The sequence below is a fragment of the Paraburkholderia sp. SARCC-3016 genome (assembly GCF_031119615.1).
Taxonomy (GTDB): domain Bacteria; phylum Pseudomonadota; class Gammaproteobacteria; order Burkholderiales; family Burkholderiaceae; genus Paraburkholderia.
Genome location: NZ_JAVHZD010000025.1, coordinates 61,935 through 87,676, shown reverse-complemented (window position 1 = coordinate 87,676; position 25,742 = coordinate 61,935). Strand labels below are relative to the sequence as shown.

The window sequence follows — 25,742 nt, the reverse complement described above, 5'->3', positions numbered from 1 at the left end:
CATGACTTCAATCGTGACTGGCCCCACCGGGGCCGACATTGCATTGCGCTCCGCAATGCTGCTGTACGCAAGCGAAGATGGCGCCGCGAAGTATGCAACGGTGCATCCGGTTCTCGTTGATCCGAAAACTGCCCGCCCGGTCATCGGCGCGGGCCAGCCGCTCGATCGTGATGCGCTGCTGCTGGCACTCAGGCAGATCAACGAGGCGGCGGCGCCGAAGGCGGAGTTCCTGCCAGGCAACGTCATCGGTCTGTCGCCGAAGGCGGTGACCTGGTGGTGCCCGCCGGCGCTGCGCCGTGTTTTCTTCAGGTGCGAGGAGCTTGATGGCGAGCGCTCGGCGATCGTTCCGCACCCGGGACTGATCTTCCGTGCGGCCGTCGACGGCTTCTCGGTGTTCGCGGTGAAGGGCGCAGCCCGGCCACTACCCGACACGCCGGTCTTCGAGCCTCCCTACTTCAACACGTGGGACCACGGGCGGATCTGCATTGGCACGGCGCGCGTCCCGAAGCGCATCGACGTGAAGTCGATCGCGGGCTGGGAAGCGGGCTTCTTTGATTCGGCGTTCACGCATCCGAATGCTGGTGGCAAGCGCGTGAGCTACCCGAACGGCGAATACGCGTTCTGGCGGGACATGCTGGATGGACGATTTGCTGAAGGCTATCCGGAAGAGGTACTCGTGCCCATGAAGGCGTCGGCACAGCAGGTGGTTGCCGGCAAGTTCGGGGGGCGTGTATGAATCCTGTCGATACCGTGCTTCAGGCGTCGTTTCCGACCGTGATGGTCCCGTCGCGCGAAAGCGTGGCGCAGATGGTCCGACCGGGTGAGCGTCTGCTGGTGGCCGCCGATGGCGTCTATCTTGAAGTGCTGCGTCCATGGCTTCGTGTCGTGCGGTGCCTCGCGCTCTGGAACGTCGCGACCGCCGTGCCATACGGCAAGGTGGTAGAAGCGACCGAGCTGCTGTGTCCGCCGGTGCCACCGTCGCTGCTTGCTGATTTCCGGTCTCAGGCGCGCCGGGCATGCCCGGACGAAACGGGAGCGTGGGTCATATGGGACGCCGTCACGCGTCTCTTCAGGCTCGTCGAGCTCGAAGCGACATCCCGTGGCCCGGGCCATCTGGTTTATCAGCGCCCGGATTTGCGCGACGGTGAGCACTGCGTGGTCGACTGCCACTCGCACGGCACAGGCGGGGCGTATTTCTCGCGTACCGACAACGACGATGACCGGCATGACGTGAAGTTCGCGTTCGTGCTCGGCCATTGTGATGGTGAGAGGACGTCGACGGCGCTGCGACTGTGCATCAACGGGCGGTTCGAGAAGTTTGATCAGTTGCCGCAGGCCTGGACGGCGGCGCTCGATGCGGCGGTGCGATGATGGAACCGATTATTCATCGCATCCCGCAACAGATGGTGACGCAGCCATGGCATGTCGTTGTTGTCGGCGCAGGGGGGACGGGCAGCGCGTTTCTGCCCAGCCTCGCGCGTTTGCATCATGCGATGATGGCCCTCGGGCATCCGGGCGGTATCGACTGCACGGTGCTGGATGATGATACGGTGAGCGAGACGAACGTCGGACGGCAGGGGTTCTATCCGTGCGACGTCGGTCAGTACAAGGCGCTGCTGCTCGTCAACCGGTTAAACCATCTCATGGGTACGAACTGGACGGCGTTGCCGCAGCGGGTCGATTCCAGCACCCGTATCCGTGCTGACATTGTAGTGGGCTGCGTCGACTCGCGTCGCGCGCGGCATGCAATCGTGAAGGCGGCGCAGCGCGGGTCATGCCGCTATTACCTTGACTGCGGTAACGAGACGGATCGTGGCCAGGTCGTGCTTGGCGAATTCGGTAAGGCCCGGCATGACCGGTTGCCCCATGTGGGCGACCTGTTCCCGGATCTGCTGAATGCAAAGAACGACAGGGGCGACGATACGCCTTCTTGCTCCATGGCCGAGGCGCTGAGCCGGCAGTCGCTGGTGATTAACCAGGCGATTGCCGTGCAGGCGTTCAATCTGCTGTGGACGCTTTTCCGGACCGGGACGCTGTCGTATTCGGCCGTATTCGTAAACCTCGCAACGGGGCGAACGAATCCGGTGCCGATTGACGCCGCAGCATGGGGGCGTTTTGGTTATGACGCGCCGCCGGCGCCGGTGAAAAAGTCGCGGAAACCCCGCAAGGGAGCCACGACGTGACAACCGAAGCGAAACCGATGCGTTGTGTTAGCTGCGGCGCGGATACGTTCAGGCTTTTGACGGCTGACGAGACGGTGCGCATCGTTGCCGAATGCGCGGGCTGTCGAAGCGTCTCGTACATCGGGGCAGCACCTGCGCGCTTGTGCATTGAGTGGGAAGACGACGCCGAAGGGAAAGTCGGAGTGTTTTGATTGTCCATGACTACGCATGCGCAGTTTCGTTCTATGATCCAGCGCCGTTCCCTTGAAGGGACGGCGCTTTTTTTTGCGGCTTTAGCGGGCAGAGATAACGCCGCGTCGCAGAACGAAGGCACCTATCGTTCTTCGGAAAAATACAAAGGTGTCCCGCAAGTACCGCACGAATGCTCTACCGTAAAGGTGTGCAGCATGAGCCTACGCGCCTGCACGTAGGTGCTGCCGCATTTCAGGCACTCGGGCCGGTTACCGGAACCAGAACGCACCGGGTGCGCCGAGATGTACCAATCGTATGTCTGTGCCTGATATCTGCGAAAAGACTGATATCGCCTCCAGGCAAACCAGGCAATTGCCCCAGAAATTAACAGGCTTATCAATCCTTCAAAAAAGTGGCTGGAAAACAGCACCGAGAAACTGCCGATTGCATGCACACCCGCAATGATGGCGACAGCCAGTGTTATAGATTTCGATATCGTTCTTCTCACGAGAGGCTTTCCTATCCAGGCTCGATTGCATAGGTCGGGCAGCCAAGTTGAGTGGGTGCCGGGAAGATGAAAATGACGAGCGTTACGACAGGTTATCGGCAAGGATGAGGAGCACTTTAGATGCATGAGTGAACGAGTCTGATAATTTTTAGACATGCAATCGCGCCGCGCGTATGCAAAGCGGCTGCATAATTACGTCACAGGGATCGTGCGTGCTTATGCCGAAGTCCAGGCGCTTTTCGGTGTGAAAACCCGCAATGCCTTTACGTTTCCATCACGGCCTGCGGCGTGTTCCGGAAGCTGATTGCCATACGGTTATACGTGTTCATCAGGCTGATCGCGATGGTCAGGTCAACCAGTTCGCGTTCATCGAACACGGCGCGGGCAACCTCGTAGGCCGCGTCCGGCACGCCGGTCTGCGCCACCAGCGTGACCGATTCCGCCCACGCGAGTGCTGCGCGCTCGCGGAGGTCGAAGAGATCGCCCCCTTCCCTCCATGCCTGCACGAGCGCGAGCTTTTCGACCTTCACGCCTTTTTTCAGCAGGTCGCGCGTATGCATGTCTAGGCAGTAGGCGCAGTTGTTGATCTGCGAGACGCGCAGGTAGACGAGGTCCACGAGAACCGGCGACAGGTCGCTCTGCATGACGTAGCCGTAGACGCCGCCAAGGGCTTTGACGCCCGCAGGCGCAATCTGAACGTAGTCGAGACGCTTGCTCATGAGGTAACTCCTTAAGGTGGTGGATTACTTGATGGGAGTGGTCAGCGCTTTGTCGTTGCTGTCCACGACGAACACGGCGAGTAGCTTTGCAGCCTTTGTTTCGCTCGCGTTGCGGCTCACGCGGTGAACGGCGCCGGGCTCCTCGAAGAAGCTTTCGCCGGCATGGTAGATACGCTTCGGACCGTCATCGACCTGTGACTCGATCTCGCCCGATACGACATAGGCATAGATGAATGCCGAGCCCGCATGCCTGTGCGCTGGAGACGCGGCACCCGGTGCGTAATCGACGACGACGGCGGTCAACGACTTGCCCGGAATGTTGGGAATGGCGTGCTGAAAGTTCGGTGTGACGGTTTCAGCCGGACCATGCGCCGCGGCGGGCACGGCCATGCCGAAGGTCATGGCTGTACAGGCGGCTTTCGCGATGGATTGAATGTTCATGGATGTCGGGCTCCTTTGTGCTTCGCATTGTCGTGTGACATGCGGGCACGCAAAAGCACCAGGAATGAACATTTCCACTGTACCAAGAAGCGACGGCAAAGCAGGTGTTGCTGGTCCGTCAGTGGCGCCCGCGAGCGAGTTCCAGCAAGCGGGGAACAGTTGGCCGGCAGCGTTCTTTCGTCCAGATTCGTCACGCCGAGCAGTAGTCCCTGCTGCCCCGGATCGCGCGTGTACCAGGGTGAGAGAGGAACCGGGGCCAGCCCGAAGGCCCGCGCCCGCAAGGCGATATCGACATCCGATACGGATTGCGCAAGCGCGGCTACGACGGTCATGCCGGCGGCGGCCTGCACCCTGAGTGATTCCGAGTCCTGCTCGTTCAGACAACGAACGAGGGCTTCCTGCCGCGCCGCGTAGAGACGTTTCATTCGCCGCAGATGGCGAAGATAGTGTCCCTCGTGCATGAACTCTGACACGGCGTGCTGCACGGCAGCAGCCGGGGCGGGCGTAAGGCACGCCGCGACGTCGCCGAAGTGACGTGCCAAGGCCGGTGGGACGACGAGGAACCCCAAGCGCAGTGCCGGGCTGATAGTCTTGCTGAAGGTCCCGATGTGCAGCACACGTCCGTCCTGATCGAGCGAAGCCAGTGCCGGTGCGGCCCGTCCTTTCAGCTGCAACTCGCCGAGATAATCGTCTTCGACGATCCAGGCATCGCGTTGCTTGGCCCATCCGAGCAGTGCCATCCGCCGGGCGAGCGACATCGTCATGCCGAGCGGCGCGTGCTGACCCGGTGTCACGACCGCGAGGGCGGCTTCGGGTGCGATCCGGGTGCCTGCGTCGATATCGAGCCCGTCCATGTCCACCGGCACCCCTGCCACGGTCATGCCGGCCAGCCCGAGCGCCGTACGCGTGAGCGGAAAGCCAGGGTCTTCCAGCCAGGCCTGTCTGCCCTCCACGCGCAGGGCGCGAATCGCGAGATTGAGCGCGCCGGAGAAACCTGCCGTGACGAAGACCTGGGAGGGACTGCATCGAAGCCCACGTGAGACGCCAAGGTATGCCGCGATCTCCTGTCGCAATTCCGGTTCGCCGCGTGGGTCGGGGTAGCCGACAGGAGCCGCTGCCGCCCGGCGCGCCGCGCGCGCCTGAATGCGTGACCAGAGCTTGAACGGAAAGGCGTCCTGCGAGGGCACACCCATTTGAAACGCCAAAGGCGCGGCGTTGAAGTCGTAGAACAGATCAGGCATCGGTGGCGCCTCAGGCGACCATCCTGCCGTCGTCGGCAAAGGCCGTGCGGCTACCCGGGTGCCGGCCGCACCCAGGCCGATCGCGAACTGCTCGTCGATCAGACGTTCATAGGCGGCCCGCACGGTGCCCCTAGACACGCCGAGCTGGGCGGCCAGATCCGACCAGGAGGGCAGCCGCGCGCCGGCGGTAAGCTGGCCCGACTCGATTGCGTCTGGAATCGAGCCGTGAATTTGCGCCGATAGCGAGATGCGTCCGGAGCGATCGAGGCCGATAGAAACCTTTGTCATGGACGCGATAGTACATTCGGATTGTTCGATCTTGGGTCTTTTCCATGACCCAAGGGAAGCGTAACTTTCTCGGTGTAATGCCGCCAGACAATTCCCATGCGGGATCGGCAGACCGCGCGGCGTGCTCCGGAAGTCAAGCGTGCTGCCGGAAACGCACGCGCTCTACAGATCGAGGAACCCGATGAAGCACGATGAAGCAACGCCGACGAATGAACTACCTGGCGTCGTCATTCCCGACAGCCAGCTCGCTCGGGAGGTCGCACAGCTCATTCGCGATACCGAAACTGAACTGCTGTTCAATCACTCGACACGTGTCTACCTATGGGGCGCACTGCTGGGAAAACGAAACGGCGTCGCCTTCGACCCGGAGCTGCTCTACGTTGCGTCCATGTTTCACGATATCGGTCTGACGTCGGCCTATCGTGAAAGCGAACTGCGTTTCGAAGTAGACGGCGCCAACGCCGCGCGCGATTTTCTGCGCAGCCATCATGTTGACGAGACTGACATAGCGAAAGTGTGGACCGCTGTGGCGCTCCATACGACGCCGGGCATTCCCGAGCACATGCATGGCGAAATCGCGCTGGTGCAAGCCGGGGCTGGAATGGACGTGGCGGGACGGGGCTTTGATGACTTTACTGAGGACCAGCGCGCGGCGGTGATCGCGGCCTGGCCGCCCGGCGCCGATTTTGCCGACAGGATGATCGACGCCTTTTACGACGGCATGAAGCATCGCCCGGGCACTACCTTCGGCACCTTCAATGACGACTTTCTTGCGTACAAGGACCCAGGTTTCGAGCGCGTGGACTTGTGCAGCATCATCTTGAATTCCCGTTGGGGCTAACGTCCTTGCGGACCATACGTGCCAACTCTCTTATGCCTTTCAGGATTTTCCAATGCTCAAACGTACATTCCTGGTAACGGGCGCCAGCAAGGGTATCGGGCGTGCGTTGTCGAACCGGCTCGCCTCCGACGGCCACCAGGTCGTCGGTCTCGCACGCGGCGCTGATGATCCAAGTTTTCCCGGCACACTGGTTTCAGTCGATCTGACGGATCGAATTGCGACCGCGCGTGCGCTCGAGGGGCTGGCCGAGCGCTACGCCTTCGATGGCGTCGTCAATAACGCGGGGTTCGTCCGGCTGGCCGGAGTTGAAGCGATCGATCTCGACGATCTCGAAGCGTCCTTCCGTCATAACCTCACTTCTGCCGTGCAGACCGTACAAGCCCTGCTGCCCGGCATGCGCGACCGAGGGTGGGGGCGAATCGTCAATCTCTCCAGCCTTGTCGTGCTTGGCGTGGCCAACCGCACGGCTTACGCTGCGGCGAAAGCCGCAATGATGAGCTTTACGCGCACATGGGCGCTTGAGCTTGCGCAGACGGGCATTACTGTCAATTCCGTCGCGCCCGGGCCCACCGAAACCGAACTCTTCCGGCAGAACACGCCCATCGGCAGCGAAGCGGAGGAGCGCTTTCTTTCGCTCGTGCCGATGAAGCGGTTTGGCAAGCCTGAGGAATTGGCCGCGGCTTTAGCATTCTTTCTGTCCGAGGATGCGGGCTTTATCACCGGACAAACGTTATTCGTTGACGGTGGCGCATCGGTAGGAAAGGCGACGTTTTGATCGCCCACCTGTCATCGTGCTCGAAGAAGGCGGGGCGCAATACTGCGCTTCGCTAGTACGCTCGAAACGACTTCACGACAGTCGCTAGCGCGTTAGTGGTTAGCTTCACAACTCGCTCTCCGGTTCGTCAAGCGCTCTCGGCACAATGACGAACTTCTACGCCGCTCTAGCAATGGGGTGGCTCTTCTATACCCCGGCGAACGACTGTTGCACTCCATCAAGGGACGCCCATGGCAGCGAGCGCTGACCGGTCGAAGCGGGTCGCGTTCTGTCGGTCGATACCTCGGCGAATTAGGTGCGCTCATGCTGCCGCTCCATGGTCAGCTGCGCACTTTAGCGCGTATCCAATGAAATTTTCTGAGTATGGTGAGCTTGGTTCTTGACGAGCCGTTCCGCGCGATGAATACGCGCCGCGGCCTGCAGCGAATACCAAGCATATGGTCCGAATACGATGGCTGCAACGCCTGAAACGAGAAACATTTCGCGAACATCTTTAAACAGAAGTCTCGAAAAGAGAAACGGACCGGAAGCGAGTGCAGAAAATAAAACGTATAAAAACAGAAAGCTAAACTTCCTCCACTTCCGCGGAAAAGCCTTACGGAATTTTTCCCTGAAATTCACCTTGAGATTTCTGCCGGTCGGTAAATGGGCGAGGTAGGGCCTGCCCATGACGTAGTCCTTTAACGCGCGGTCGGGATTTGCCAGAGATAAGAGATACTCTACTTCTTCGGCTGTCAGACGCTCGTCACCTGCGATGGCACGACAACCCAACTCTCGCAGAAAGGGATGCATCTTCGGATTCCTTGACTGATCCTCCAGATACTCCTTTGCGAATTTATATTCATCTCGCATGCGGGTCCGCTTTCCGATCGCGAGATCGTAGAAAAGTTTGCCTGTGCCGATCACGCCCAACACAAACGTCGCGACCTTAATTACCACGTCAATGTCCATTTTCTCTCGATGAAGTTAACCAACCCTGAGTTTATCGACCTGCAGTGGGCGTTCTTTAGATCTCGAAGCTCGGGCTGGCGCGATGACAAGATTTGCAACGGTGTCCACAAACCGCAAGTGTCTGGCTGAAACCAGCGACCAACAACCAACAACTTTATGTACGCCTCATTGCTCCCCGTCAACCATTCGGTTCTTTGATTTTTGTCAGGCACTGCCGAATGGATTTTTCTTTATCTTGCGGCCTTGAGCGCATTCAGAACGGCCGTGTTATTTGGTCAGGGCGTCACTGAGGGGCAGAGTTGGGTCGATCTCGGTCCAAATTGCATTGAGTGGCCTCCAACCCGATCAACGAACGCCGGGAAATACCTAGCGGGCGGCAAACAAAAAAGCGGCCTCGCAACAGAGCGAGGCCGGGACTGAGAATCGCTCATGCGCTCCAACGCTGAGCAAGGTGGACGATAGGTCAGACTCAGCCAGAGGACAAGGTTCGCGAACAAGAGAACAAGACACGTGCAGGCTGCCGCATCGCTGCTCACAAAAGGGAGTTCGCACAAGGCATTGGGGTCGAACAATTCATCGAGCATGGCACTCCAGGGCATCTTGCACTAAGGACCGAAAGCGATAGCGATCCGACGATGATTTCGGGCTGGCAGCGCGTCGCGGGCTCGTAAACTGGCTGTATTCCACGCGCGCATGCGCATCGACAGAACCACTCAGGCGTAAGCCTCGTGTTCATTCCTTGGGCCAACTGATGTTGGTCATCCACGCGGGCGCAAAGCCCGCTTCAACCCTGTTGGGAGCCGATCCCAACGGGAGACAGCTCCCGCCTTGATAGGAGCTGTACTCATGAAAATCCTGAAACAGACGTTCAGCCGGCTGGTGCTGTTTGTTGCCTCGCTCGAGCTTGCGACTACGCTCTGCGTAACAGCAGCGACCGGATGCATGCTGGTGCTGTATGGCGGCGTCTACGAGGCAAAGGCGCAGCTCGATCTGCTTCATCGTGCAGGTCGTGTGGCGCTTGATGCATAGCTGACGCACGTTACGGCGCACCGGCTGCCGCTTGCTGCCTTCATGATGGAGTCGTTGAGCGGTCACTGCGAGGCCTATGGCGCCTTTCTTCGCGGCGCCGGGTTCTGGGGTGTGCTTGTCCTTACCCCGCTTGTGGCCGCGCTTGTCCTGCTCGCTCGCTGCAATGTGAAAACCGGATCGCAGACACTGGCCTGAAGCATAGGGCGCAGCGTTCCATCGCATTGCCCTCCTTACCCGTCAGGGCAACCCCCTGACGGGACGGTTGCCCGCTTTTTATCGAGCAACCATGACCAGACTCTTCTTCAGCTTTCTTCTTCTGTCCGTTCTGAACGCCTGCGCAAACGTGGATTTCGGCTCGCCGAACACCTACCAGCGCGCTGACGTTCAGCACGCCGGTACCGTCCAGCAGGCAACTGTTGTGCGTGTCCGGAGCATCACGATTCAGGCGAGTTCCGGCAATCCGGCACTGACGTCACTCGTGAGCGCCGGCGTTGGCGCGTTCCTCGGTTCCCGTGCCGTTGGCAACGGCAACGGCCGTTACATCGCCGCGGCAGTGGGCGGCGGGGGAAGCGGCTTTGTCGGGCAGGCGATTTCCCAAGGGCTTTCGCGTCACGCCGGTCTTGAAATCGTCGTGCATACCGACGCGGGTCGCACGCTCATCGTTTCGCAACCCGACGACCAGCCTTTTGCACCGGGTGACCGCGTGCTTCTCGTGTCAAGCGGCTCAGGTGTGCGCGTGACCCACTGATTCGTTTTCTTGCCCGGCAATCGCCGGTTCCTTCTGATCGCGAGGTGTCCCGAAAGGGCGCCTCGCTTTTTTCTTTTGTGAGGCACTAATGCTGAAAATCCCCAGGGTGTTCCATGCCGATCGCCGCAGTGCGGGCGCGGCGGCGGACGCCAATATCACGGACCATGCGACGCGCATTCTGCGGCGTGTCGCTCGCGATCTGCACCTGATGGCCGCCGAGCACGAAATCGTCAGCCAGCCGGCACGTCGTGGCCGCGGTTGCAAGGTGGCTCTACGCACGCGCGCGATGATGCTTGAGGTGGCCGACTCGCCCACGCGGCAGTCGGTAACGATGGCGTTTCGTACACGACGCGGCCACTCGGATCTGTCTGGCGGCGGAGAGAACGTGGTGCCGCTCGAGCAGTTGACGTCGCGAGAAGGTTACGAGTCGCTTCTGAATGGTCTGCGACTTACCGCAGGTCTCGACGTCACGTACCGATAGGTGGCCCAATGGAAATCGTCAACGTGTTTGTCGAATATCCGTCGGGGCTGCTTGTTTCCGACCGTGCGACCTATCTGCCTGAAACCGGTCAGGTGTGCGTTTCGGAACGTCTCGCTGCGATTCTGCGTGAGTTCCTGCTAACTGAAGCGCGGCCCGCGGTCTCGGTCGTGATCGATGGTCGCACGCGCTCGCTACAGCAGGTCAGTGATCGGGAGTTTGCAGTGCTGGATGGCGAACCCGAACCATCCGTCGCGGACAGCTTCTGGTCGCGACTGGTGTCGATCTTCAGATCTCCGACCAGAGACCAGCGTCAGCAGTTGGGGCGTTTCTGCCATTCCGTGTCCGTCGCGGCGCTCGCCGGCGCGGTCGGACTGTGGCATTCGACCACAAACTGGACGTTCAGCAACGTTTTCAACGAGGCGGTGTTGACAGTCGTTTTTCTGTTAGCATTTTACGAGGGCATGGTTTCCATGAACGGAGAATGACCATGGGATTCGGATTCTTTGTGTTAGGCCTCGCTACTGTGATCTTCGTTTGCGCGGAAGTAATTAACCGCAACGGCCGCAGGGCAGATCGCGAGCGCCATCATCAGCGTTTTTCGCGCTGAATCACTGATACCGGTCGCGTTTTCGCGCGACCATCATTCATACGGCCTCACCTTCGGGTGCGGCTTTTTTATTTTTGGAGCCATCCATGCCCGATGTACTGGATTTACCCGTCGCGCTGGCGGCCACGCCATTCGATGCGGAATGGAAGACGGCCGCGGACGTCATCAGACACGTGTCCCGCGCCCTGCGTCAGTCGGAAAACGAGCCGGAGTGGGTAACGCACGCGAATTTTATCGACGCGGACTGTCCTGACCGGTTCGGCCTGGGGCCTTGCGCACCCTGGCCCAAAGAAGGATCGAACCGGCGGGTGGGCCTGTCGGTTCAACGCGCAAATTCCGAAGGCTGGATCGTTCACGTCGATCTGATTGAACTTGCCATCCATGACGACGTGAAACGTGATTTCTGGAAAAGCGTTCCGCTCCTGCGTATCAAGGCGTTATCGCGATCGCAGGCATGGTCAATAGCTGCGGTGGTTTCGCGCATGCTGGGCCTCGACTGAAACCAGTTGCCATCTGTTGCTGATCCCGAGCCGGCGCGAATGCGTCGGCTTTCTGTTTTTTGCGTTACCGGTTCTGCGAGGCCGGAAGCGCATGTTCGGTTCTGGCAGGTCTCGTGATGCAGGCCAGCATCGATGTGCTGCATGACAATGCGCCACAGCGGCAGCGATACTGTGCAAGCACTTCAGGCGTTAGCGGCTCGTCGACGCTCAGTCCGTATTCGATGAACAGTTCAGCGCCGGCCGCGATATCGGTCAGTGCGTGGATGAAGATCCGGTCGTCGCGCTCGATTGCCTCGCAGTTGGCCGCGCAGGCGTGATTGATCCAGCGCGCGCTGTTGCCGCCGCTGCTACCGTCGATCACGCGGCCGCTGGACAGACCGAAAACAAACGTATGGCCAGTTGCAGCACTGCGCAGTCGCGCGGCCGCGCGGCGCCAGGTGGTGACCTCGCCCTTGTATTCGAGTATCTGTTCTCCGGCCTTGAGCGGGCGCAGTGCGAACAGGCCTTTACCGTGCACCGGCGACCGTCTGGCGACAATCCGTTTCATCGTGCTCTCTCCCTGGCGCGCGCATTATGCCGCAGTCCGACAGGCAGTCGCAAAAGCCCTACTGAAAATCTCTGCTTTCCGGCCACCGGGGTGATGGTGCACGCGCAGAATCGCAATATCAACCGCGTCCACGACGCATCGAACCGCCGGATTCCGGCACTCATCCAGCTCCGCCGGGAACAGCCCCGCGGGGTCGTTGCCAGGGGGCTGAACCAGGAGCCTCCATGAACCAGCCCGTAACCCCACAGCTCGTGTCGATCGCCCAGATCGAGGCAGCCATCAACGCGTGGCGCAACCGGTCGCCTGCGTCGTCGTCCCAGGACGACGGCGAAGCGATCGTGCTGTGCGCCGAAGCACGGACCCTCGCAGACGTGTACGGCGGCATGATCTTTAACCGTCAGCAGGAAATTCGGGTGTCCGCGCTATCCGCCGGTCAGGTGGCGGCGCTGGCCGTCATCGGCCTCTAGCAGGTCCTGTACCGCGCCGTCACGGCGCGTCCACCACTTTCCCCACAGGGACCCGTCCCTGTGGGCGGCGTTCCGGTGGGGCTTTTTTCCTTCAAGGAATGACCTCATGAAAGTTAATCCCGCGCAGCTCACCGAGCTGCTCACTGCCTACGTTCCCGCGCGTCACCCGGTACTCATCACCGGTAGCCCGGGCATCGGCAAGAGCGACATCGTCAATCAGGTCGCGAAAGCGACCGGTCACGCACTGCTCATCAGCCATCCCGTCGTTGAAGATCCGACCGACTCGAAGGGTTTGCCGTTTCCGACGCCGGATGGCGCCGCGAAGCATCTGCCGTTCGGTGACCTCGAGCGGGCCGTGAACAGCAGGGAACCGATGATCTGGTTTCTTGACGATCTTGGTCAGGCGTAGCCTGCGGTACAGGCTGCCAAGATGCAGCTGCTGCTCGCACGGCGCGTGGGTGACCACGTTCTGCCCGATCACGTGACGTTTGTCGCGGCGACCAGCCGGCGCACCGACAACGCCGGCGTGTCCGGGATTCTCGATCCCGTGATCTCGCGCTTTGCGACGGTCGTCGAGCTCGGTCCGACGATCGAGGACTGGACGGCGTGGGCGGTGCGCAGCGGCGTGCCGCCCGAGCTGATTGCGTTCCTGCGCTTCCGGCCGGATCTGCTGTCCGTGAAAAAGACCTCACGCGACATCGAGAACGCGCCAAGCCCGCGCACCTGGGGCTTCGTTGCGAAGACGATGCCTGTCGTGCCGAAGTCGCTCGAACTGATCTCGTACGCGGGGTCGGTTGGCGAGGGCGCTGCAACGGAGCTGATGGCTTTTCTCGGCATCTTCCGTCAGTTGCCGTCCCCGGACGCGATCCTGCTCAGTCCGGACACGGCGCCGATCCCGGAAACCCCGGCGGCGCTCTACGCCGTGGCCACGGCACTCGCGGCATATGCAAGCGATGCCAACTTCGATCGCGTGGTGACGTACACCGAGCGGATGATCGCCGCCGGCTGCCGTGAGTTTGCGGCGCTGCTGGTGCGCGATGCCATGCGGCGTACGCCTGATATCCAGAATTCGTATGCGTTCATCCGGGCGCAGGGCGGAGAGATCGGAAAGATCATCCGCGGCGAATAGCGTTTTTCCCTTTACAGCAGTACCTCCCCATGAAGCCACGACCCGCAAGGCCGTGGCTTTTTTTCGCTTCATCCATTCATTTTTAATTTCGTGGAGTCATTTCATGAACATCACCGATATCCAGTCGAAAGTCATGCTCTGCTCGGTCACCATCTCATCGTGGGTTGCGCGTCGTTATGACGGCAAGGTGACCCAGGAGGTCGAGACGAAGCACCAGACACGCGGCATCGGCCGCTTTAACAAGCGCCTGCTGCCCGAGCATGCGCCGAGCTTTGCGGAGGCACTCTCCGTTGGCAATCGCATCCGCAGCTACTACTACGCTCACACGCTGCACTACGGGCAACTGGGCGTGAGGCTGCTGCCGACCATGATCTACATGGAATTCGCCGATAAGATGCGCGCGATGAAGGACGAGTTCGACCTTGCGGTCAGCGTCTTCCTCACGGACTACCTGAACCTGAAGGAGCAGGCGCGCACGGAACTGAACGGCCTCTTCAACGAAGCCGACTATCCGACGCTTGCCGAGCTTACCGGCAAGTTCGGCGTGCGCATGGCGGTCCTGCCGTTCCCGGACGCGAGCCAGTTCGGCGTCGATCTGCCCGAAGACGTGCTCACGTCGCTTCGTTCGGAAATCGACCAGCACGTACTGAAGTCGATCACCGACGCGAACAACGATCTCGTCGGCCGGCTTTACGAAGCGGTGTCGAATCTGGCTTCGCGCCTGTATGCGTCGGGCAATGTACGGCTGGATGTCGCCAATCAGGTGCGGGAGCTGTGCGCGTTGCTGCCGAAGCTCAACTTTGCGAACGATCCCAAGCTCACGCACATCCTCGAGCAGGCGCGTACGCATCTCGCGGTGCATAGCGGCGCAGATCTGAAGGAGTCGAGCGTATTGCGATCGCAGGTCGCGGCGAAGGCCCACGAGATCGAAGGCCTGATGGCGGCATTCATGGGTGGTGCACCGTCGACGCCGATGCCGGTCGCCGGCGCCGGGCCGCAGAAGATGCAGTTGCGACTCGTTGCGTGAGGTGACCATGGTCCCTCGTATCTCGAAGCAGCGTACCGCGCTGGTGCTCGACCAGCCATTCTTCGGCGCGCTCGCGCTGCGTCTTGAAGTGATCGAGGATCCGTCCTGCGAGACGTTCTGGACCGATGCGGTATCGCTGGGCTACAACCCGGCGTACCTCGCGTCCATCAACGACCTCGAAGTGCGGGGCGTCCTCGGACACGAAGTGCTGCATGCAGCGAACGGTCACTGCTGGCGGGCTGGTGATCGCGATCCGGATCTCTGGAACGACGCCTGCGACTACGCGATCAATCCGATCGTGCTGGATGCCGGCATGCTGCTTCCGGGCAAGCCGCTCGTCGATCCCCGGTTCAAGGGCATGTCGGCCGAGGAGATCTACGCCATGCTCGCCCAGGAGCGCCGTGAGGCGCAAAAAAGCGGGCAGGGCGCGGCTGGCCAGCAGGGCGGCGATTCCAGTACCACGGGTAGTCCGCCGGACCCTTCGCAGCAGCAGAGCGATCCCCAATCAGCGAACGGCGCGAACACACCGCAAGGTGGCCAGTCGCAAGGGGGCGCGCAATCCTGCGGTGAAGTCCGGCAGTATCGCGGCGAGGATCAGCCGTTGCACGAAGCCGAATGGAAGGTCGCTGTGCACCAGGCCGCGAAAGCGGCCCGGATGCGCGGCGATCTGCCCGGCGACCTGCAGGCGATGGTCCAGCAGTCTGTTGAGCCGATCGTCGACTGGCGGGCCGTGCTGCATCGCTTTGCGCAACAGGCCTCTCCGACCGACTACAGCTTCGCGATGCCCAATCGCCGTTACCTGCACATGGGCCTGTATCTGCCCTCGCTGCATGAACCCGCGGTTGGCGATGCGGTGTTCGTGCGCGACTCGAGTGGTTCGGTGTTTGATGAGACGCAGGCCCAGTTCGCCGCTGAAATCATGGCGGTGAACGAAAGTCTGCGGCCGCGACGTCTGATCGTGCTGGATTGCGATACGCGCGTCACACAGATGCAGGTGTTCGAGCGCGGTGAGCCGGTGGATCTTTTGCCGGTTCGCGGCAGGGGCGGTACCGCGTTCGCCGATCCGTTTCGCAGGTTGGCCACGGAGGACATCAACCCTGCGTTTCTCGTGTATCTCACGGATACGTTCGGAAGTTATCCAGACGGAGAGCCGCCGTATCCGGTGCTGTGGGCCTCAACGGTCCCGCTTCGCCGCGCGAATCTCGCGCCTTTTGGCGAGATGGTTGAAGTGATCTGCTAGGCCGCGTTCTGGCCGGTTTTCCTGAAACACGCCCGGCTCATGCAGCCGGGCTTTTTTTATAAGCGTTGTCGATGCGCATGCAAAGGAGTGAATCGGTCCTGCTCGCTTGTGCGGCAATCATGAACTACAACAGGAAAAGCACATCGTTCTGTTTCTGGAGGTCGCCATGTGGGTTTGCGAGCAATGCAGGATGCTGGTGACGCTGGAGGTAGCGCAGCCGAACATCGACGACGACGGAATATGCTTCGTGTGCCCGGTTTGCCATCACCGGAACGCGCTTCGGGCAGTTCCCCGCGCGAATGCCGACGATCCACTGGAACTGGAGCAGATCGGGCAGGACAAAGCCGGCATCGGTCGGCGCGCGCGGTAGTCCCCGAAATGGGCGTCGTCTACCACAGGATGGCAGTCCACATTAACCCAAAAGCTCGACATTTTCTCGAGCTTTCCGGGTTAAGGCCGTCAACCGGTTGACGGCCTCTCTCCCGAATCCCGGCATCATCGTCTCCCTGGCGCGTACGCGAGCCGCGCGCGAAAGCGTGCGCATTTGACCACTCTTTCGGTCTGCTGCGTCGTCGCACAGCCAGAAAAATAGCAGCATGTCAGATGCTGCCGAAACCTCCCTGCTCAAGCTGCGCCCGCTCGAAGCGAGCGCGGTGAAGATGTTTTTCGAGTCCCTCAAGCCGCTGAAGGAGCAGTTTGAGGCGCCGGACATCGCGGAAATCATGATCAACGATTTCAACAATGTCTGGATCGAACATCGCGGCAGGATGTACCGGTTGCCGATCGAACTGAACCAGGCAACGCTTAACGGCGCCGTTCTGTCATTGGCGGCCTCAGTCGAGAAGTCCGCAAAAGCCGGCACGTCGCAAGGGATCATCAACGCAGGCCACCACAATCTGCGTATCGCCGCGGTGATGCGGCCGACCGCGATCGATGGCCATGCCCTGTCCATCCGCAAGCATCGGGAGACTCACCTGTCCCTGAGCGACTACGTCGCGATGGGCGCGTTCTCGAAGGTGCTCGCGCGTGACGAACACGCAGGCGAAATCGAGTTCGCCCCCGGCATCGAGAACGAAAGCCTGATGGCTGCGGTGCGCGAACTCATCCTGCAGCGGCAGAACGTGCTTGTCGCTGGCGGCACGTCGACCGGCAAGACGACATTCCTGAATGCGCTCGGTGCCGAAATTCCCGATGACGACCGGGTCATCTCCGTTGAAGACACGATGGAACTGAAGCTGCGCGTGCCCAATCGCGTGCGGCTGCTTTCCAACGAAGACAAGGGCGTCACACCGCGTGTGCTCATCGCGCTGTGCCTGCGCTTCCGCCCTGACCGGATCATCGTCGGTGAGGTCCGCGGCGGCGAAGCCTATGACCTGCTGCAGGCGCTGAACACGGGCCATGACGGCGGTCTGGCTTCAATCCACGCAAACAACGCACGGCTCGCGCTTACGCGTCTCGAGAGTCTCGCGATGCTCGGCATCCCGGCCGGCTCGCGCTGGGAGCTCGACGACATGCGCAAGAACATCGCGAGCTGCATCAATTATGTCGTTCACCTGCGCCGCACCGGTGAGCTGCGTCACATATCCGAGATCGTCAAGGTCGAGGGTTTCAGCAACGGGGACTACGTCCTCAAACGCGTTTTCTAACCAGGAGTTAAAACCCAAATGAAGCACCCCCTTCGAACGTTGCTGGACCTCGCACGCGAGCAGGTCAAGCGGCTTGCATACCGACTGTTCAGCCGTCGCGAAATACGCAGCACCCTGATTGCACTTTGCCTCACGGGATTTGCGCCGATGGCATTTGCGGCAGCGGACCTGTCGGACCTGAACGGTGCGACTGACGTCGTCTGCCTGATCGAGGGTTATATCAGCGGCCCGTGGCTATTCGGTATCGGCGTCGTACTGATCATTCTTGGTGCAGTGGCCATCGCGAACTCCGAAGGCACGATCGGCAAGCTGCTGTCGACCGGTCTCGTGGGCCTCGGGCTTGCATCGGCCGCGGTGCCGATCGCGCAGAACCACCTGCACCTGGTCAATTCCTGTGCGTAAACCGGTCAAGGTCAGCCGCTCGCTTTCGTTGCCGCGCCAGATGGGCGGTGCGGATCGCGGCCTTGCGATCTTCAACGGCACGGTCACGCTGCTGCTCTGCTACGCGAGTACGACGCCGGCGTTCCTGCCTGTCGGCATCGGCATGCACTTCCTGCTGCGCTGGAAGTCGCAAAAGGACCCGTGGTGGCGACAGATCATGGTCGTCTACAACCGGTATCCGGATGTGTACGAGCCGGGCCCGTCGACGAAATTTGCGGCGCGGTTTAAACGGCCGTATGGATTCGATCAGGATCTGCCATGCTGAAACGCTTCGTCAAGCGCCCCATTCAGGAGATCGTGCCGTGGGCGACGATGGTCACGCCCGAACTGATCCTGGACAAGGACGGCTCGTTGCTGACGGTCTACACGTTCGAGGGGGTCGACGCGGACAGCCCCAACGCCTCCGATATCTCGGCGGCGCGCGACAACCTCGACCAGGCGTGCCGCAACTTCGATCACCGCATCACCGCGTGGTGGCGACTGTCGCACCGGCGCGTGCGCAGGGAGATTCCGGGTGAATTTGGCGCGTCGATGGACGCGCGCGTGGACAGCATCAATCAGGCGAACGCAACGAGCGGCAAGTATTTTCACAACAGCCATTCGCTCGCGCTTGCCTATACGCCCGAAACCGGCATCAACAAGGTCTTCGAGAAAGTCGGCTATCACATGACGGTGGGCGGCAAGTCGATGCCGTTCGCCATTTTCGAGACGGCGAAGGACCTCGTCCTCTCCCGTAGCGCGTTCGCATTCGATATCGACCGGCTGACGACCGATATCCGGCGCTTTGAATCGGTCCTTGATGCGTTCAAAGGCGGTATTACGCGGCTGAAGGCGAAGCGTCTCCAGTTGCAGAACGCGCTCGCGTTCCTGCATCAGACCGCCAACGTGACCGTGCCGCCGCGGCGCGTGCGCTATCCGGTGACGATGCTCGACACGCACCTGACGGAAAGCTCCGTGACGCCCGGTGCCGAACACCTGCTGTTCGAATCCGCCTACGGCAAGCGCTACGCGAAAGTGATCGGCATCAAGGAGTGGCTCGGGTTTCAGGAAGCCGCACTCGATGTCCTGTGCGAGGTCGATGCCGAGCTGGACATCTGCGTGATGTTCCGGTTCCTCGACAAGACGAAGGCTACGGCGTACATCGAGAAAATCCGCAAGTTCTACAAGGTCGCGGCGTTCAACCCCTGGGCGATCATCAAAGGGTACTTCACGAAGGAAGAACAGAAGAACGACGAGGGGCGGGAAATACTCGCTGATGAGGCGGCAAAGGCCCTTGCCAAGCTGACGGCGGAAGGGCAGCAGTACGGCTTTGCCAACATATCGGTGATCGTCTACGGCGACACGATCCAGGAGTGCGACGACGCCGCGAGCGATGTCGTCGGACGCATGGGCAATGCCGGCTTTGGCGTCATCATGGAGACGGAAAACCTGGGCGCCTGCTGGGCGACAAGTCTGCCTGGCCGCTGGGATCAGCAAAAGCGCCTCCAGTTCGTCGAGACGCCGGCTGTCTCCGATATCGCGCCGATCCGCAGCGTACAGGAGGGGCCGACCGTCAACGACTGGCTCACACAGCAGTCGGGTGAACAGACCGGGCCGCTCACCATCCTGCCCACGCGTCACCGCACGCTGCAGCGGGTGAGCCTGCACCACCCGGGCGGCAAGTCGCATCTGCTCGTGCTCGGGCCGATCGGCGCAGGCAAATCGATCTTCCTGAATTTCCTCATGTCGCAGACCGGGCGGCACAAGGCGCGTCGCATCCGGTTCGACAAGGATCGCTCAACGCGTATCCCGACGTTGCTGGCCGGTGGCAGGTTCGTCGACGCGACGGGCCGCTTTGAGGGCGCGACGTACGTCAATCCCTTGTCGCTGCTGCACGATGCGAAGCACTTCTCGTATGTCGCCGAGTGGGTGCAGATGGCGATCGAGGACGATGACTTTCACTGCAGCAAGACGCATGAACGGATCATTTTCGAGGCGGTAACGACGCTTGGCGAAGGTTACGGTCGGGAATTCTGGACGCTGTCGTTCCTGAACACCCTGTTGCCCGACGAGCTGCGCGAGCGGCTTGCCGTCTGGACACAGGGCGAGAAAAACGGGCGCTTCTTCGATCACGTCGACGACGCGTTCACGCTGTCCGATGACCTTTCGATCGAGATGGGCGACCTGTTCCAGAACTATCCGGCGGCAGCGGCGCTGTTCATGGACTACGCGTTCTACCGCATCGCCCAGTGGCTCGATGGCAAGCGCTATACGGTCATCGAGGTGGAGGAGGCCGGGTTCTTCTTCATGAACGAGCGCTTCTACAGGCGTCTCGAGGTGTGGGCGGTCACGATCCGCAAACTCAACGCAACGCTCGCGCTGGCGACCCAGTCGCTTGCACAGGTGGCGCGGATCGCGGACTTCGAGATCCTCAAGGAGAACATCCCGAACATCGTGTATCTGCCGAACCGGGATGCGAAAAGCAGCCTTCATCTGTACCGCGACAAATTCGGGCTGACCGAGCACCAGATCGACATGATCGCCAACGCGGTGCCCAACCGCGATTACCTGCTGGTGACACCTGATCAGACGCGGATGCTGCAGGCGAGCTTCCCGAAGGAAATCCTTGCCATGCTGCGCTCGGATGGCCGCGCGCAGTCCGTGCTGGACCGTCACTACACATCAGGTGCGCCGGACTGGCGCGAGGCGTACGTGGCGGAAATGATGACTCTCGAGTGAGGACTCGACAATGAAAAAAATCGCGATCCGGACAGCGCTGTTTGCAGGGCTCGTGTTCGGCGTATCACAGAGTGCCCTGGCGCAACTGACGGTGTTCGACCCGTCCAACTTTGCGGAGAACATCATTACCGCACTGAAGGCGGTGAAGGGCGAGATCTACCAGGATACCAACGTCGCCTACCAGTACCAGATGATGCAGAACCAGCTGCTGCAGGCGACGGATCTCAATCCGACCGCGATGAAGGCACAGTTCGACCAGATCACGACGGACACCAGCAAGGTCAATTCGATGATCCACACCCTGACGGACCTGTACGGGAACCTGCAGCAGGGCAGTGCATGGGTCGGACATGTGCAGACGCTTATTTCGACTTCCGGCAAGTCCCCGCAGGACTGGTTCCGGGACATGTCGTCGCTTTACGACCAGAACAACAAGGCCGCGACGGAACTGTTCCAGATGGGCAACGACGTGATGTCCCATACGCAGCAGCTTGCGCAGCGCCGCCAGGAGCTGCAGTCGCAGATGTCGCAGACGCCGACCCAGCAGGCCACGGCGGAGCTCACGACGCATTACCTTGACATCGTCACCAGCCAGAACGCGGACATGATGCAGATGATGGCTGCAAAGCAGCAGCACGACGCCCAGCAATCGGCGATTGCAACTGCTCAGGACCAGGCGGCCGCGTCAGCGGCACAGAGCTTCATGAACCAGCAGAATGCGGAACGCAGCGCATACGGCTTTACGGGACAGTGAACATGCTCAGGTTTTTCCGACGTGTCAGATATCGCATGCTGGCTGGTCTCATCGTGTACGCGATGATAGCTGTCGGGATCTCGTGGGCGGGCCTGGCGGTCGCGCAGCAGGCGCCCCCGGCAACGACGTTGCCTGCCGGCGCGCCCCCCGGGCCGCAATCCAACACAACAGGGGCGAGTGTTGCACCCACTGAAATAAGCAAGGGGAACGCAAAGGCCATCGGCGACATCGGCAATCTGTTTTCGACGGTGATCGCAACTGCGGTCACAGCGAGCCAGGCCATCAAGCCTCAGGCCGACAAGTTCGCGTTCGGGCTCGCAGTCATCACAATCGTCCTGGGTGCCATCAAGTTCTCTGCTGCGCATCATCCTGTCACAGCGTGGGTGGCGCTGTTCGAGGAACTGGCCGTGCTGGGAATCTTCGCGGGACTTTACACAGGATACCAGGGATGGGCTCCGGGCTTCTACACGTGGTTCACACAGCTCGCCCAGAGCATCAGCGGTGCTGATATGACCCAGGCGTCGAGTGTGATTAGCAAAGCTGCCGGGCAGCTTTACGACGGTTTCATCCTCGCGTTCAAAAGCGCGACTTTCTGGCAGTGGCCCTTCATCCTTAACTCGGTCGTCCCGCTATTTTTGGCGTGGCTGGTTCTCTCGATCACGTCGATCGTCTTCCTGTTCTTTATCAATGTCGGACAGCTGCAGGCGGCCGTGGGATTCGTCATGGGGCAGATCGCCCTTGCGCTCGGGTTTTCTTCATTCACGCGCGGTTACTTCAAGTCATGGCTGGACTATATGACGAGCGCAGGCATGTACATCGTCGTCGCGGCCGCACTGACAAAGCTGGTGACGGGGTCGCTTACAACCGCAATCCAGAACTCGACAAACATCGGGCTGACGACGCCACTCGCGGCAGCCTATGTCTTCGATATGTCGGTGCTCGTTTTCCTTCTGTCATTCGAGATACCGAAGATGGCGGCAATGTTCGGCGGGGGCGCGAGTGCGAGCGGGGCGATGATCGGTAAGGTCGCACGCGCGGCGGCGAGCGCAGTCTGATCATGTCAGTCATGCTCCATCATCCGGCAGCGACTGAAGAGCTGCTGTCGCTGCACGGCAAGCGCGTCGATCTGATCCGGCAATGCGCCAACGAGGCGAGCGTAGCGGACTTCGAGCGAAAGTGGCTGTCCGTGCTTCGGCGCTGTGCCGGATGGTTTTCGTCGATGCCGCTGTCGGCCGACCTGTACCGGGAGCCGGGCGGAGCATTCCGATGCACCGTCGAAACCGCGTTTTACGCCATGCGACTCGCCGGCGGCCAGAAGTTCGGCACCAATCTGCCGTCAGAGAAGCGACGCCGGATCGAGCCGCAGTACAACTATGGCGTGTTTCTCGCCGCTGTCTGTTCGAGACTCGATGAGCCATACCGTCACTTCATGTTCGAGCGTAACGGGGACGCTGCCCAATGGAATCCATCGGTGCACGGGGCGGCCGGGCCCTGGTTACAGGAGAAGCCGTTCCAGGTGGTGCGTCGCGCAGCGGCATTGCCCGTCGAGCGGATGCGGACCGGGATGCTCGCGCAGATGCTGATCGGCAGTGATCTCCTGGCGGGGCTCGATGCCGAGGTGCTTGCCGAAGTGTTCGGCGCCATCAACCCGAACATGAAGCCGCTCGATGCGGAAACGCTCACGCATAAGGTGGTACGGCAGGCGATCGACGCCGCGGTCGAGTTCGAGCGGAAGGCGCAGAGGACTGTATTCGCGCCGGTCTCGGCCAACGTTCCGCCGGCAGAGCAACTGGTTGCAGCTGTTAATCCCCCGCCGCCAGCACAAACAGTCACGACCGCGAACGCTGAAGGCTCCTTCGCGGCGGCAGCGGTCACCGCGGCGGCGACTGCCGGCGCGACCACGTCAGTGGCGAGCCCCGCCACGAGGTCGCCCGACGATGGTCCAGCCCCTGGCGCACCGCGCTCGCTGCTCGAAGCGATAGGGATCGCGGAACCCGAGGAACAGGTCACTTCGCAGCCCGCGAAGCGTCCGCGCGCAGCCGACCAGCTGGGGCTCCAGTTCGAGCACGGCCAGACTGAGGCAACGGCTGTCGATCCGGCCGGGATGCGTGTCCCGCAACCAGTGGCAAGACCCGACACGTCCGCATCGTTCCATGAGGTGCTGAAAGGCGCGCCGAACATGATCCTCGATCTGTTCCGTGCATTGCGCGAAGACGTCTCTGCTGGCAAGGCGAAAGTGGAATGGACGGACAAGGGGCTTGTTGTCCAGAAACGCCTGATCGGCAACTACGGTATCGCGAGCGACACGCTCGTCGACCATTTGCGCAAACGCAGCCTGCTGCTGTCGAACGGGCAGGGCGAGATCACCCTCGCGCCGCGCGCCGGGGAACTGATCGCTCCGCGTGAGGAGGAAGTTTGAACAGTTACGTCAGCCACTTCCGCCCGATCTACGAAAACCGTGCGGCGCTGTTCTGGTTTGTCGCGGTCCTTCTGTTGCCTGTCTCTGGCATGCCATATGGGTGGGCGTTCGCGTTGTTCGCTCTCGCCGCACTCACGGTCCGTTCGTTGCAGGTCTGGAAGGCGCTCAAGTTCCGGATGGCCATTTCCACGAAATGGCTCACGACGATCCGGATTGAGAAACTGCTTGCGATCCAGCAACGCATGCGCGACGAGGCTAACTCGATGTACCTCGGTATCGGCTACGAATGGACGCAGAAGCACTGCCAGATCGCCCACGACATCCTGCGCATGCCGACGACGGACATTCCGGGCCTGCCGCGCTGGCTCTCGAAAACCCGCCAGGGCAGGAAGATCGAAGCGGCGATCGAGAACATTTTTGCGCCCAGGGACAGTATCCGCGATCGCATGCCCCAGGGCGCATCGTGGATTCATGGCATGGAGCCGAAAAAGGCGCTCGTGCCTTTCCACTACAAGGCCATGGCAGGCCACACGCTCGTCGGCGGTACGACCGGTGCAGGCAAGACGCGCACGTATGAAGTCATCTCAACGCAGGTAATTCATTGCGGCGATGTGCTGATCATCATTGACCCGAAGAACGATGCCGAATGGAAGCAACGGGTCGAAAGGGAATGTGCGCGCGCCGGCCGCAAGTTCCTGTATTTCAGTCAGGCCAAACCGTCCGAGTCGATCCGGCTCAACCCGATCGAAAACTGGTCGCAGCCATCGGAAATCCCCAGCCGTATCGCGCAATTGATGGAGGAGGGACCTTTTCGCGATTTTGCGTTTCTCTTCATCGATCGCGCGGTGAAGGGAGAACTGTATATCGGCGACAAGCCAACACTGCGTTCGATCCTGAAGTACGCGCAGTCCGGAATCACGACGCTGCTGGAGAAAAGTCTTAAACGCTTCTTTCGCGAAAACGGCCTCAATGACTGGGAGGCGCTTGTCGCCGCCGATGCGGTCAAGCTTGGCAACAAGCCCGGCGCGGGCATCGTGGACGGCATGGTGGCGCTGTATAACGCCCGCTTTGCCGCGCTTGATCGCGGCCACGAGGCGATCGACGGTCTGATCGCCACGCATGTTCACGATCGTGAACACTACATGCGCATCATCGCCTCGGCGCTGCCGCTGCTGCAGATGCTCGCGACGGGCGAGACAGGTCTGATGCTCGCGCCGAAGGCGGACGACTTTGAAGACGAACGCGAGATCTGGGATATCGACAAGGTCATCAGGCAGAAGGCGGTGCTCTACATGGGCTTCGACTCATTGTCCAACGCGATCGTACAGAAGGCCATCGCGTCGATGATCCTCGCTGATGTGGCAGCCGTGTGCGGTTCCATCTATAACTTCTACGATTCACCGCCTGAGGTAGTGCTGAAAATCGATGAGGTTGCCGAGGCGATCAACGAGCAGGTGATCCAGATCCTGAACAAGGGCCGCGGCGCCGGCTTCAAGGCGTTCGTCGCATTCCAGGCGCGCGCGGACCTCGAAGCGAAGCTCGGCAATGCCGCCAAAATGCTGCAGGTTTTGGGCAACCTGAACAACCAGATCGTCCTACGCTTGGAAGACAGCGACACGGCGAAGTGGTTCTCCGACAAGGTCGGTGAGACGGCGATCCGCAATCTGGTGATGAGCGGTAGCACGAGTACCGGCAGCGAGGCCCATCTCGGTGAATTCACCGGTTCGGTGTCGCGGTCGCTGCAACTTGAAAAGGTTCCTTTGATTCCAGTTGACCTGATACACAGACTACCGAACCTGCAGTACTTCATGCGGATTTCTGGCGGTGCGGTGTACCAGGGTCGTATTCCCATCCTCCAAGGATAAAAATAA

Annotated in this window: 26 protein-coding genes and 2 pseudogenes; 23 read left to right on the top strand and 5 right to left on the bottom strand. The window is 60.9% G+C overall.

The window, feature by feature from the left end; translation table 11 throughout:
• The first annotated feature begins 1 nt into the window (after position 1).
• From QYH69_RS24135 to QYH69_RS24125, 3 genes are read left to right on the top strand one after another with little or no spacing between them, the layout of a single operon-like run.
• Positions 2-736 carry a PRTRC system protein B gene (locus QYH69_RS24135; protein WP_308834250.1) on the top strand — a complete coding sequence of 245 codons (735 nt, stop codon included), beginning with the start codon at positions 2-4 and terminating at the stop codon, positions 734-736.
• A complete protein-coding gene (locus QYH69_RS24130) occupies positions 733-1,371 on the top strand; it encodes a PRTRC system protein A (protein WP_308834249.1) in 639 nt (212 codons plus the stop codon). The genes QYH69_RS24135 and QYH69_RS24130 overlap by 4 nt, the downstream gene beginning before the upstream one ends.
• The gene (locus tag QYH69_RS24125) at positions 1,368-2,183 is read left to right on the top strand and encodes a PRTRC system ThiF family protein (protein ID WP_308834248.1); all 816 of its coding nucleotides are present in this window, start codon (positions 1,368-1,370) and stop codon (positions 2,181-2,183) included. The genes QYH69_RS24130 and QYH69_RS24125 overlap by 4 nt, the downstream gene beginning before the upstream one ends.
• Positions 2,184-3,125: 942 nt before the next feature.
• On the opposite strand, the gene QYH69_RS24120 is transcribed toward QYH69_RS24125, so the two are convergent.
• The 3 genes and pseudogenes from QYH69_RS24120 to QYH69_RS24110 form a co-directional block, all read right to left on the bottom strand.
• A complete protein-coding gene (locus tag QYH69_RS24120) occupies positions 3,126-3,581 on the bottom strand; it encodes a carboxymuconolactone decarboxylase family protein (protein ID WP_308834247.1) in 456 nt (151 codons plus the stop codon).
• A gap of 24 nt (positions 3,582-3,605) precedes the next feature.
• A complete protein-coding gene (locus tag QYH69_RS24115) occupies positions 3,606-4,022 on the bottom strand; it encodes a cupin domain-containing protein (protein ID WP_308834246.1) in 417 nt (138 codons plus the stop codon).
• Between the two features lie 118 nt (positions 4,023-4,140).
• Positions 4,141-5,551 (bottom strand): annotated as a pseudogene (locus QYH69_RS24110) (PLP-dependent aminotransferase family protein).
• 181 nt (positions 5,552-5,732) lie between these two features.
• Here QYH69_RS24110 and QYH69_RS24105 point away from each other — a divergent pair.
• Positions 5,733-6,392, top strand: coding sequence for an HD domain-containing protein (locus tag QYH69_RS24105; protein WP_308834245.1), 660 nt, complete (start codon positions 5,733-5,735; stop codon positions 6,390-6,392).
• 52 nt (positions 6,393-6,444) lie between these two features.
• Positions 6,445-7,167: an SDR family oxidoreductase gene (locus QYH69_RS24100; RefSeq protein ID WP_308834244.1), complete on the top strand. Its 723-nt coding sequence runs from the start codon at positions 6,445-6,447 to the stop codon at positions 7,165-7,167.
• A gap of 333 nt (positions 7,168-7,500) precedes the next feature.
• Here the strand turns inward: QYH69_RS24100 and QYH69_RS24095 are convergent, their stop codons facing one another.
• Positions 7,501-8,118, bottom strand: a complete 618-nt coding sequence (locus tag QYH69_RS24095; RefSeq protein WP_308834243.1) for a hypothetical protein — start codon at positions 8,116-8,118, stop codon at positions 7,501-7,503.
• Between the two features lie 846 nt (positions 8,119-8,964).
• Here QYH69_RS24095 and QYH69_RS24090 point away from each other — a divergent pair.
• The 5 genes from QYH69_RS24090 to QYH69_RS24070 all read left to right on the top strand — a co-directional run bounded on the left by QYH69_RS24090 (position 8,965) and on the right by QYH69_RS24070 (position 11,483).
• The gene (locus tag QYH69_RS24090) at positions 8,965-9,147 is read left to right on the top strand and encodes a hypothetical protein (protein ID WP_308834242.1); all 183 of its coding nucleotides are present in this window, start codon (positions 8,965-8,967) and stop codon (positions 9,145-9,147) included.
• A gap of 286 nt (positions 9,148-9,433) precedes the next feature.
• The gene (locus QYH69_RS24085) at positions 9,434-9,895 is read left to right on the top strand and encodes a glycine zipper 2TM domain-containing protein (RefSeq protein ID WP_308834302.1); all 462 of its coding nucleotides are present in this window, start codon (positions 9,434-9,436) and stop codon (positions 9,893-9,895) included.
• Between the two features lie 88 nt (positions 9,896-9,983).
• Positions 9,984-10,376, top strand: a complete 393-nt coding sequence (locus QYH69_RS24080) for a hypothetical protein (protein ID WP_308834241.1) — start codon at positions 9,984-9,986, stop codon at positions 10,374-10,376.
• Between the two features lie 8 nt (positions 10,377-10,384).
• Positions 10,385-10,861, top strand: coding sequence for a hypothetical protein (locus QYH69_RS24075; protein ID WP_308834240.1), 477 nt, complete (start codon positions 10,385-10,387; stop codon positions 10,859-10,861).
• A gap of 208 nt (positions 10,862-11,069) precedes the next feature.
• Entirely contained in the window at positions 11,070-11,483 is a 414-nt protein-coding gene (locus QYH69_RS24070) for a hypothetical protein (protein WP_308834239.1), read from the top strand.
• A gap of 64 nt (positions 11,484-11,547) precedes the next feature.
• On the opposite strand, the gene QYH69_RS24065 is transcribed toward QYH69_RS24070, so the two are convergent.
• Positions 11,548-12,030: an SET domain-containing protein gene (locus QYH69_RS24065; protein WP_308834238.1), complete on the bottom strand. Its 483-nt coding sequence runs from the start codon at positions 12,028-12,030 to the stop codon at positions 11,548-11,550.
• A 224-nt stretch (positions 12,031-12,254) separates the two neighbouring features.
• Between QYH69_RS24065 and QYH69_RS24060 the strand changes: the two genes are divergently transcribed.
• The 13 genes and pseudogenes from QYH69_RS24060 (at position 12,255) to traD (ending at position 25,736) form a co-directional block, all read left to right on the top strand.
• Positions 12,255-12,497 (top strand): DUF3717 domain-containing protein, encoded by a 243-nt coding sequence (locus QYH69_RS24060; protein ID WP_308834237.1) that lies wholly within the window; start codon positions 12,255-12,257, stop codon positions 12,495-12,497.
• A 106-nt stretch (positions 12,498-12,603) separates the two neighbouring features.
• Positions 12,604-13,626: pseudogene (locus QYH69_RS24055) on the top strand (ATP-binding protein).
• Between the two features lie 103 nt (positions 13,627-13,729).
• Positions 13,730-14,653, top strand: coding sequence for a hypothetical protein (locus QYH69_RS24050; protein ID WP_308834236.1), 924 nt, complete (start codon positions 13,730-13,732; stop codon positions 14,651-14,653).
• A 7-nt stretch (positions 14,654-14,660) separates the two neighbouring features.
• A complete protein-coding gene (locus QYH69_RS24045; RefSeq protein ID WP_308834235.1) occupies positions 14,661-15,893 on the top strand; it encodes a VWA-like domain-containing protein in 1,233 nt (410 codons plus the stop codon).
• A gap of 190 nt (positions 15,894-16,083) precedes the next feature.
• The gene (locus QYH69_RS24040) at positions 16,084-16,263 is read left to right on the top strand and encodes a hypothetical protein (RefSeq protein ID WP_308834234.1); all 180 of its coding nucleotides are present in this window, start codon (positions 16,084-16,086) and stop codon (positions 16,261-16,263) included.
• A 226-nt stretch (positions 16,264-16,489) separates the two neighbouring features.
• Positions 16,490-17,539 (top strand): ATPase, T2SS/T4P/T4SS family, encoded by a 1,050-nt coding sequence (locus tag QYH69_RS24035; RefSeq protein ID WP_308834233.1) that lies wholly within the window; start codon positions 16,490-16,492, stop codon positions 17,537-17,539.
• An 18-nt stretch (positions 17,540-17,557) separates the two neighbouring features.
• Positions 17,558-17,941 carry a conjugal transfer protein TrbC gene (locus tag QYH69_RS24030; protein ID WP_308834232.1) on the top strand — a complete coding sequence of 128 codons (384 nt, stop codon included), beginning with the start codon at positions 17,558-17,560 and terminating at the stop codon, positions 17,939-17,941.
• A 40-nt stretch (positions 17,942-17,981) separates the two neighbouring features.
• Complete coding sequence (locus QYH69_RS24025) at positions 17,982-18,245, top strand: conjugal transfer protein (protein WP_374992486.1); 264 nt, start codon at positions 17,982-17,984, stop codon at positions 18,243-18,245.
• Positions 18,239-20,698 carry a type IV secretion system protein VirB4 gene (locus QYH69_RS24020; protein WP_308834230.1) on the top strand — a complete coding sequence of 820 codons (2,460 nt, stop codon included), beginning with the start codon at positions 18,239-18,241 and terminating at the stop codon, positions 20,696-20,698. The genes QYH69_RS24025 and QYH69_RS24020 overlap by 7 nt, the downstream gene beginning before the upstream one ends.
• Before the next feature lie 10 nt (positions 20,699-20,708).
• Positions 20,709-21,452: a type VI secretion protein gene (locus QYH69_RS24015; protein WP_308834229.1), complete on the top strand. Its 744-nt coding sequence runs from the start codon at positions 20,709-20,711 to the stop codon at positions 21,450-21,452.
• A 35-nt stretch (positions 21,453-21,487) separates the two neighbouring features.
• Positions 21,488-22,507, top strand: a complete 1,020-nt coding sequence (locus tag QYH69_RS24010) for a type IV secretion system protein (RefSeq protein WP_308834228.1) — start codon at positions 21,488-21,490, stop codon at positions 22,505-22,507.
• Between the two features lie 11 nt (positions 22,508-22,518).
• Positions 22,519-23,871 carry a TraI domain-containing protein gene (locus QYH69_RS24005; RefSeq protein WP_374992485.1) on the top strand — a complete coding sequence of 451 codons (1,353 nt, stop codon included), beginning with the start codon at positions 22,519-22,521 and terminating at the stop codon, positions 23,869-23,871.
• Positions 23,868-25,736: a conjugative transfer system coupling protein TraD gene (gene traD / locus QYH69_RS24000; RefSeq protein ID WP_308834226.1), complete on the top strand. Its 1,869-nt coding sequence runs from the start codon at positions 23,868-23,870 to the stop codon at positions 25,734-25,736. Before QYH69_RS24005 ends, traD begins: the two co-directional genes overlap by 4 nt.
• Positions 25,737-25,742 lie beyond the last annotated feature (6 nt).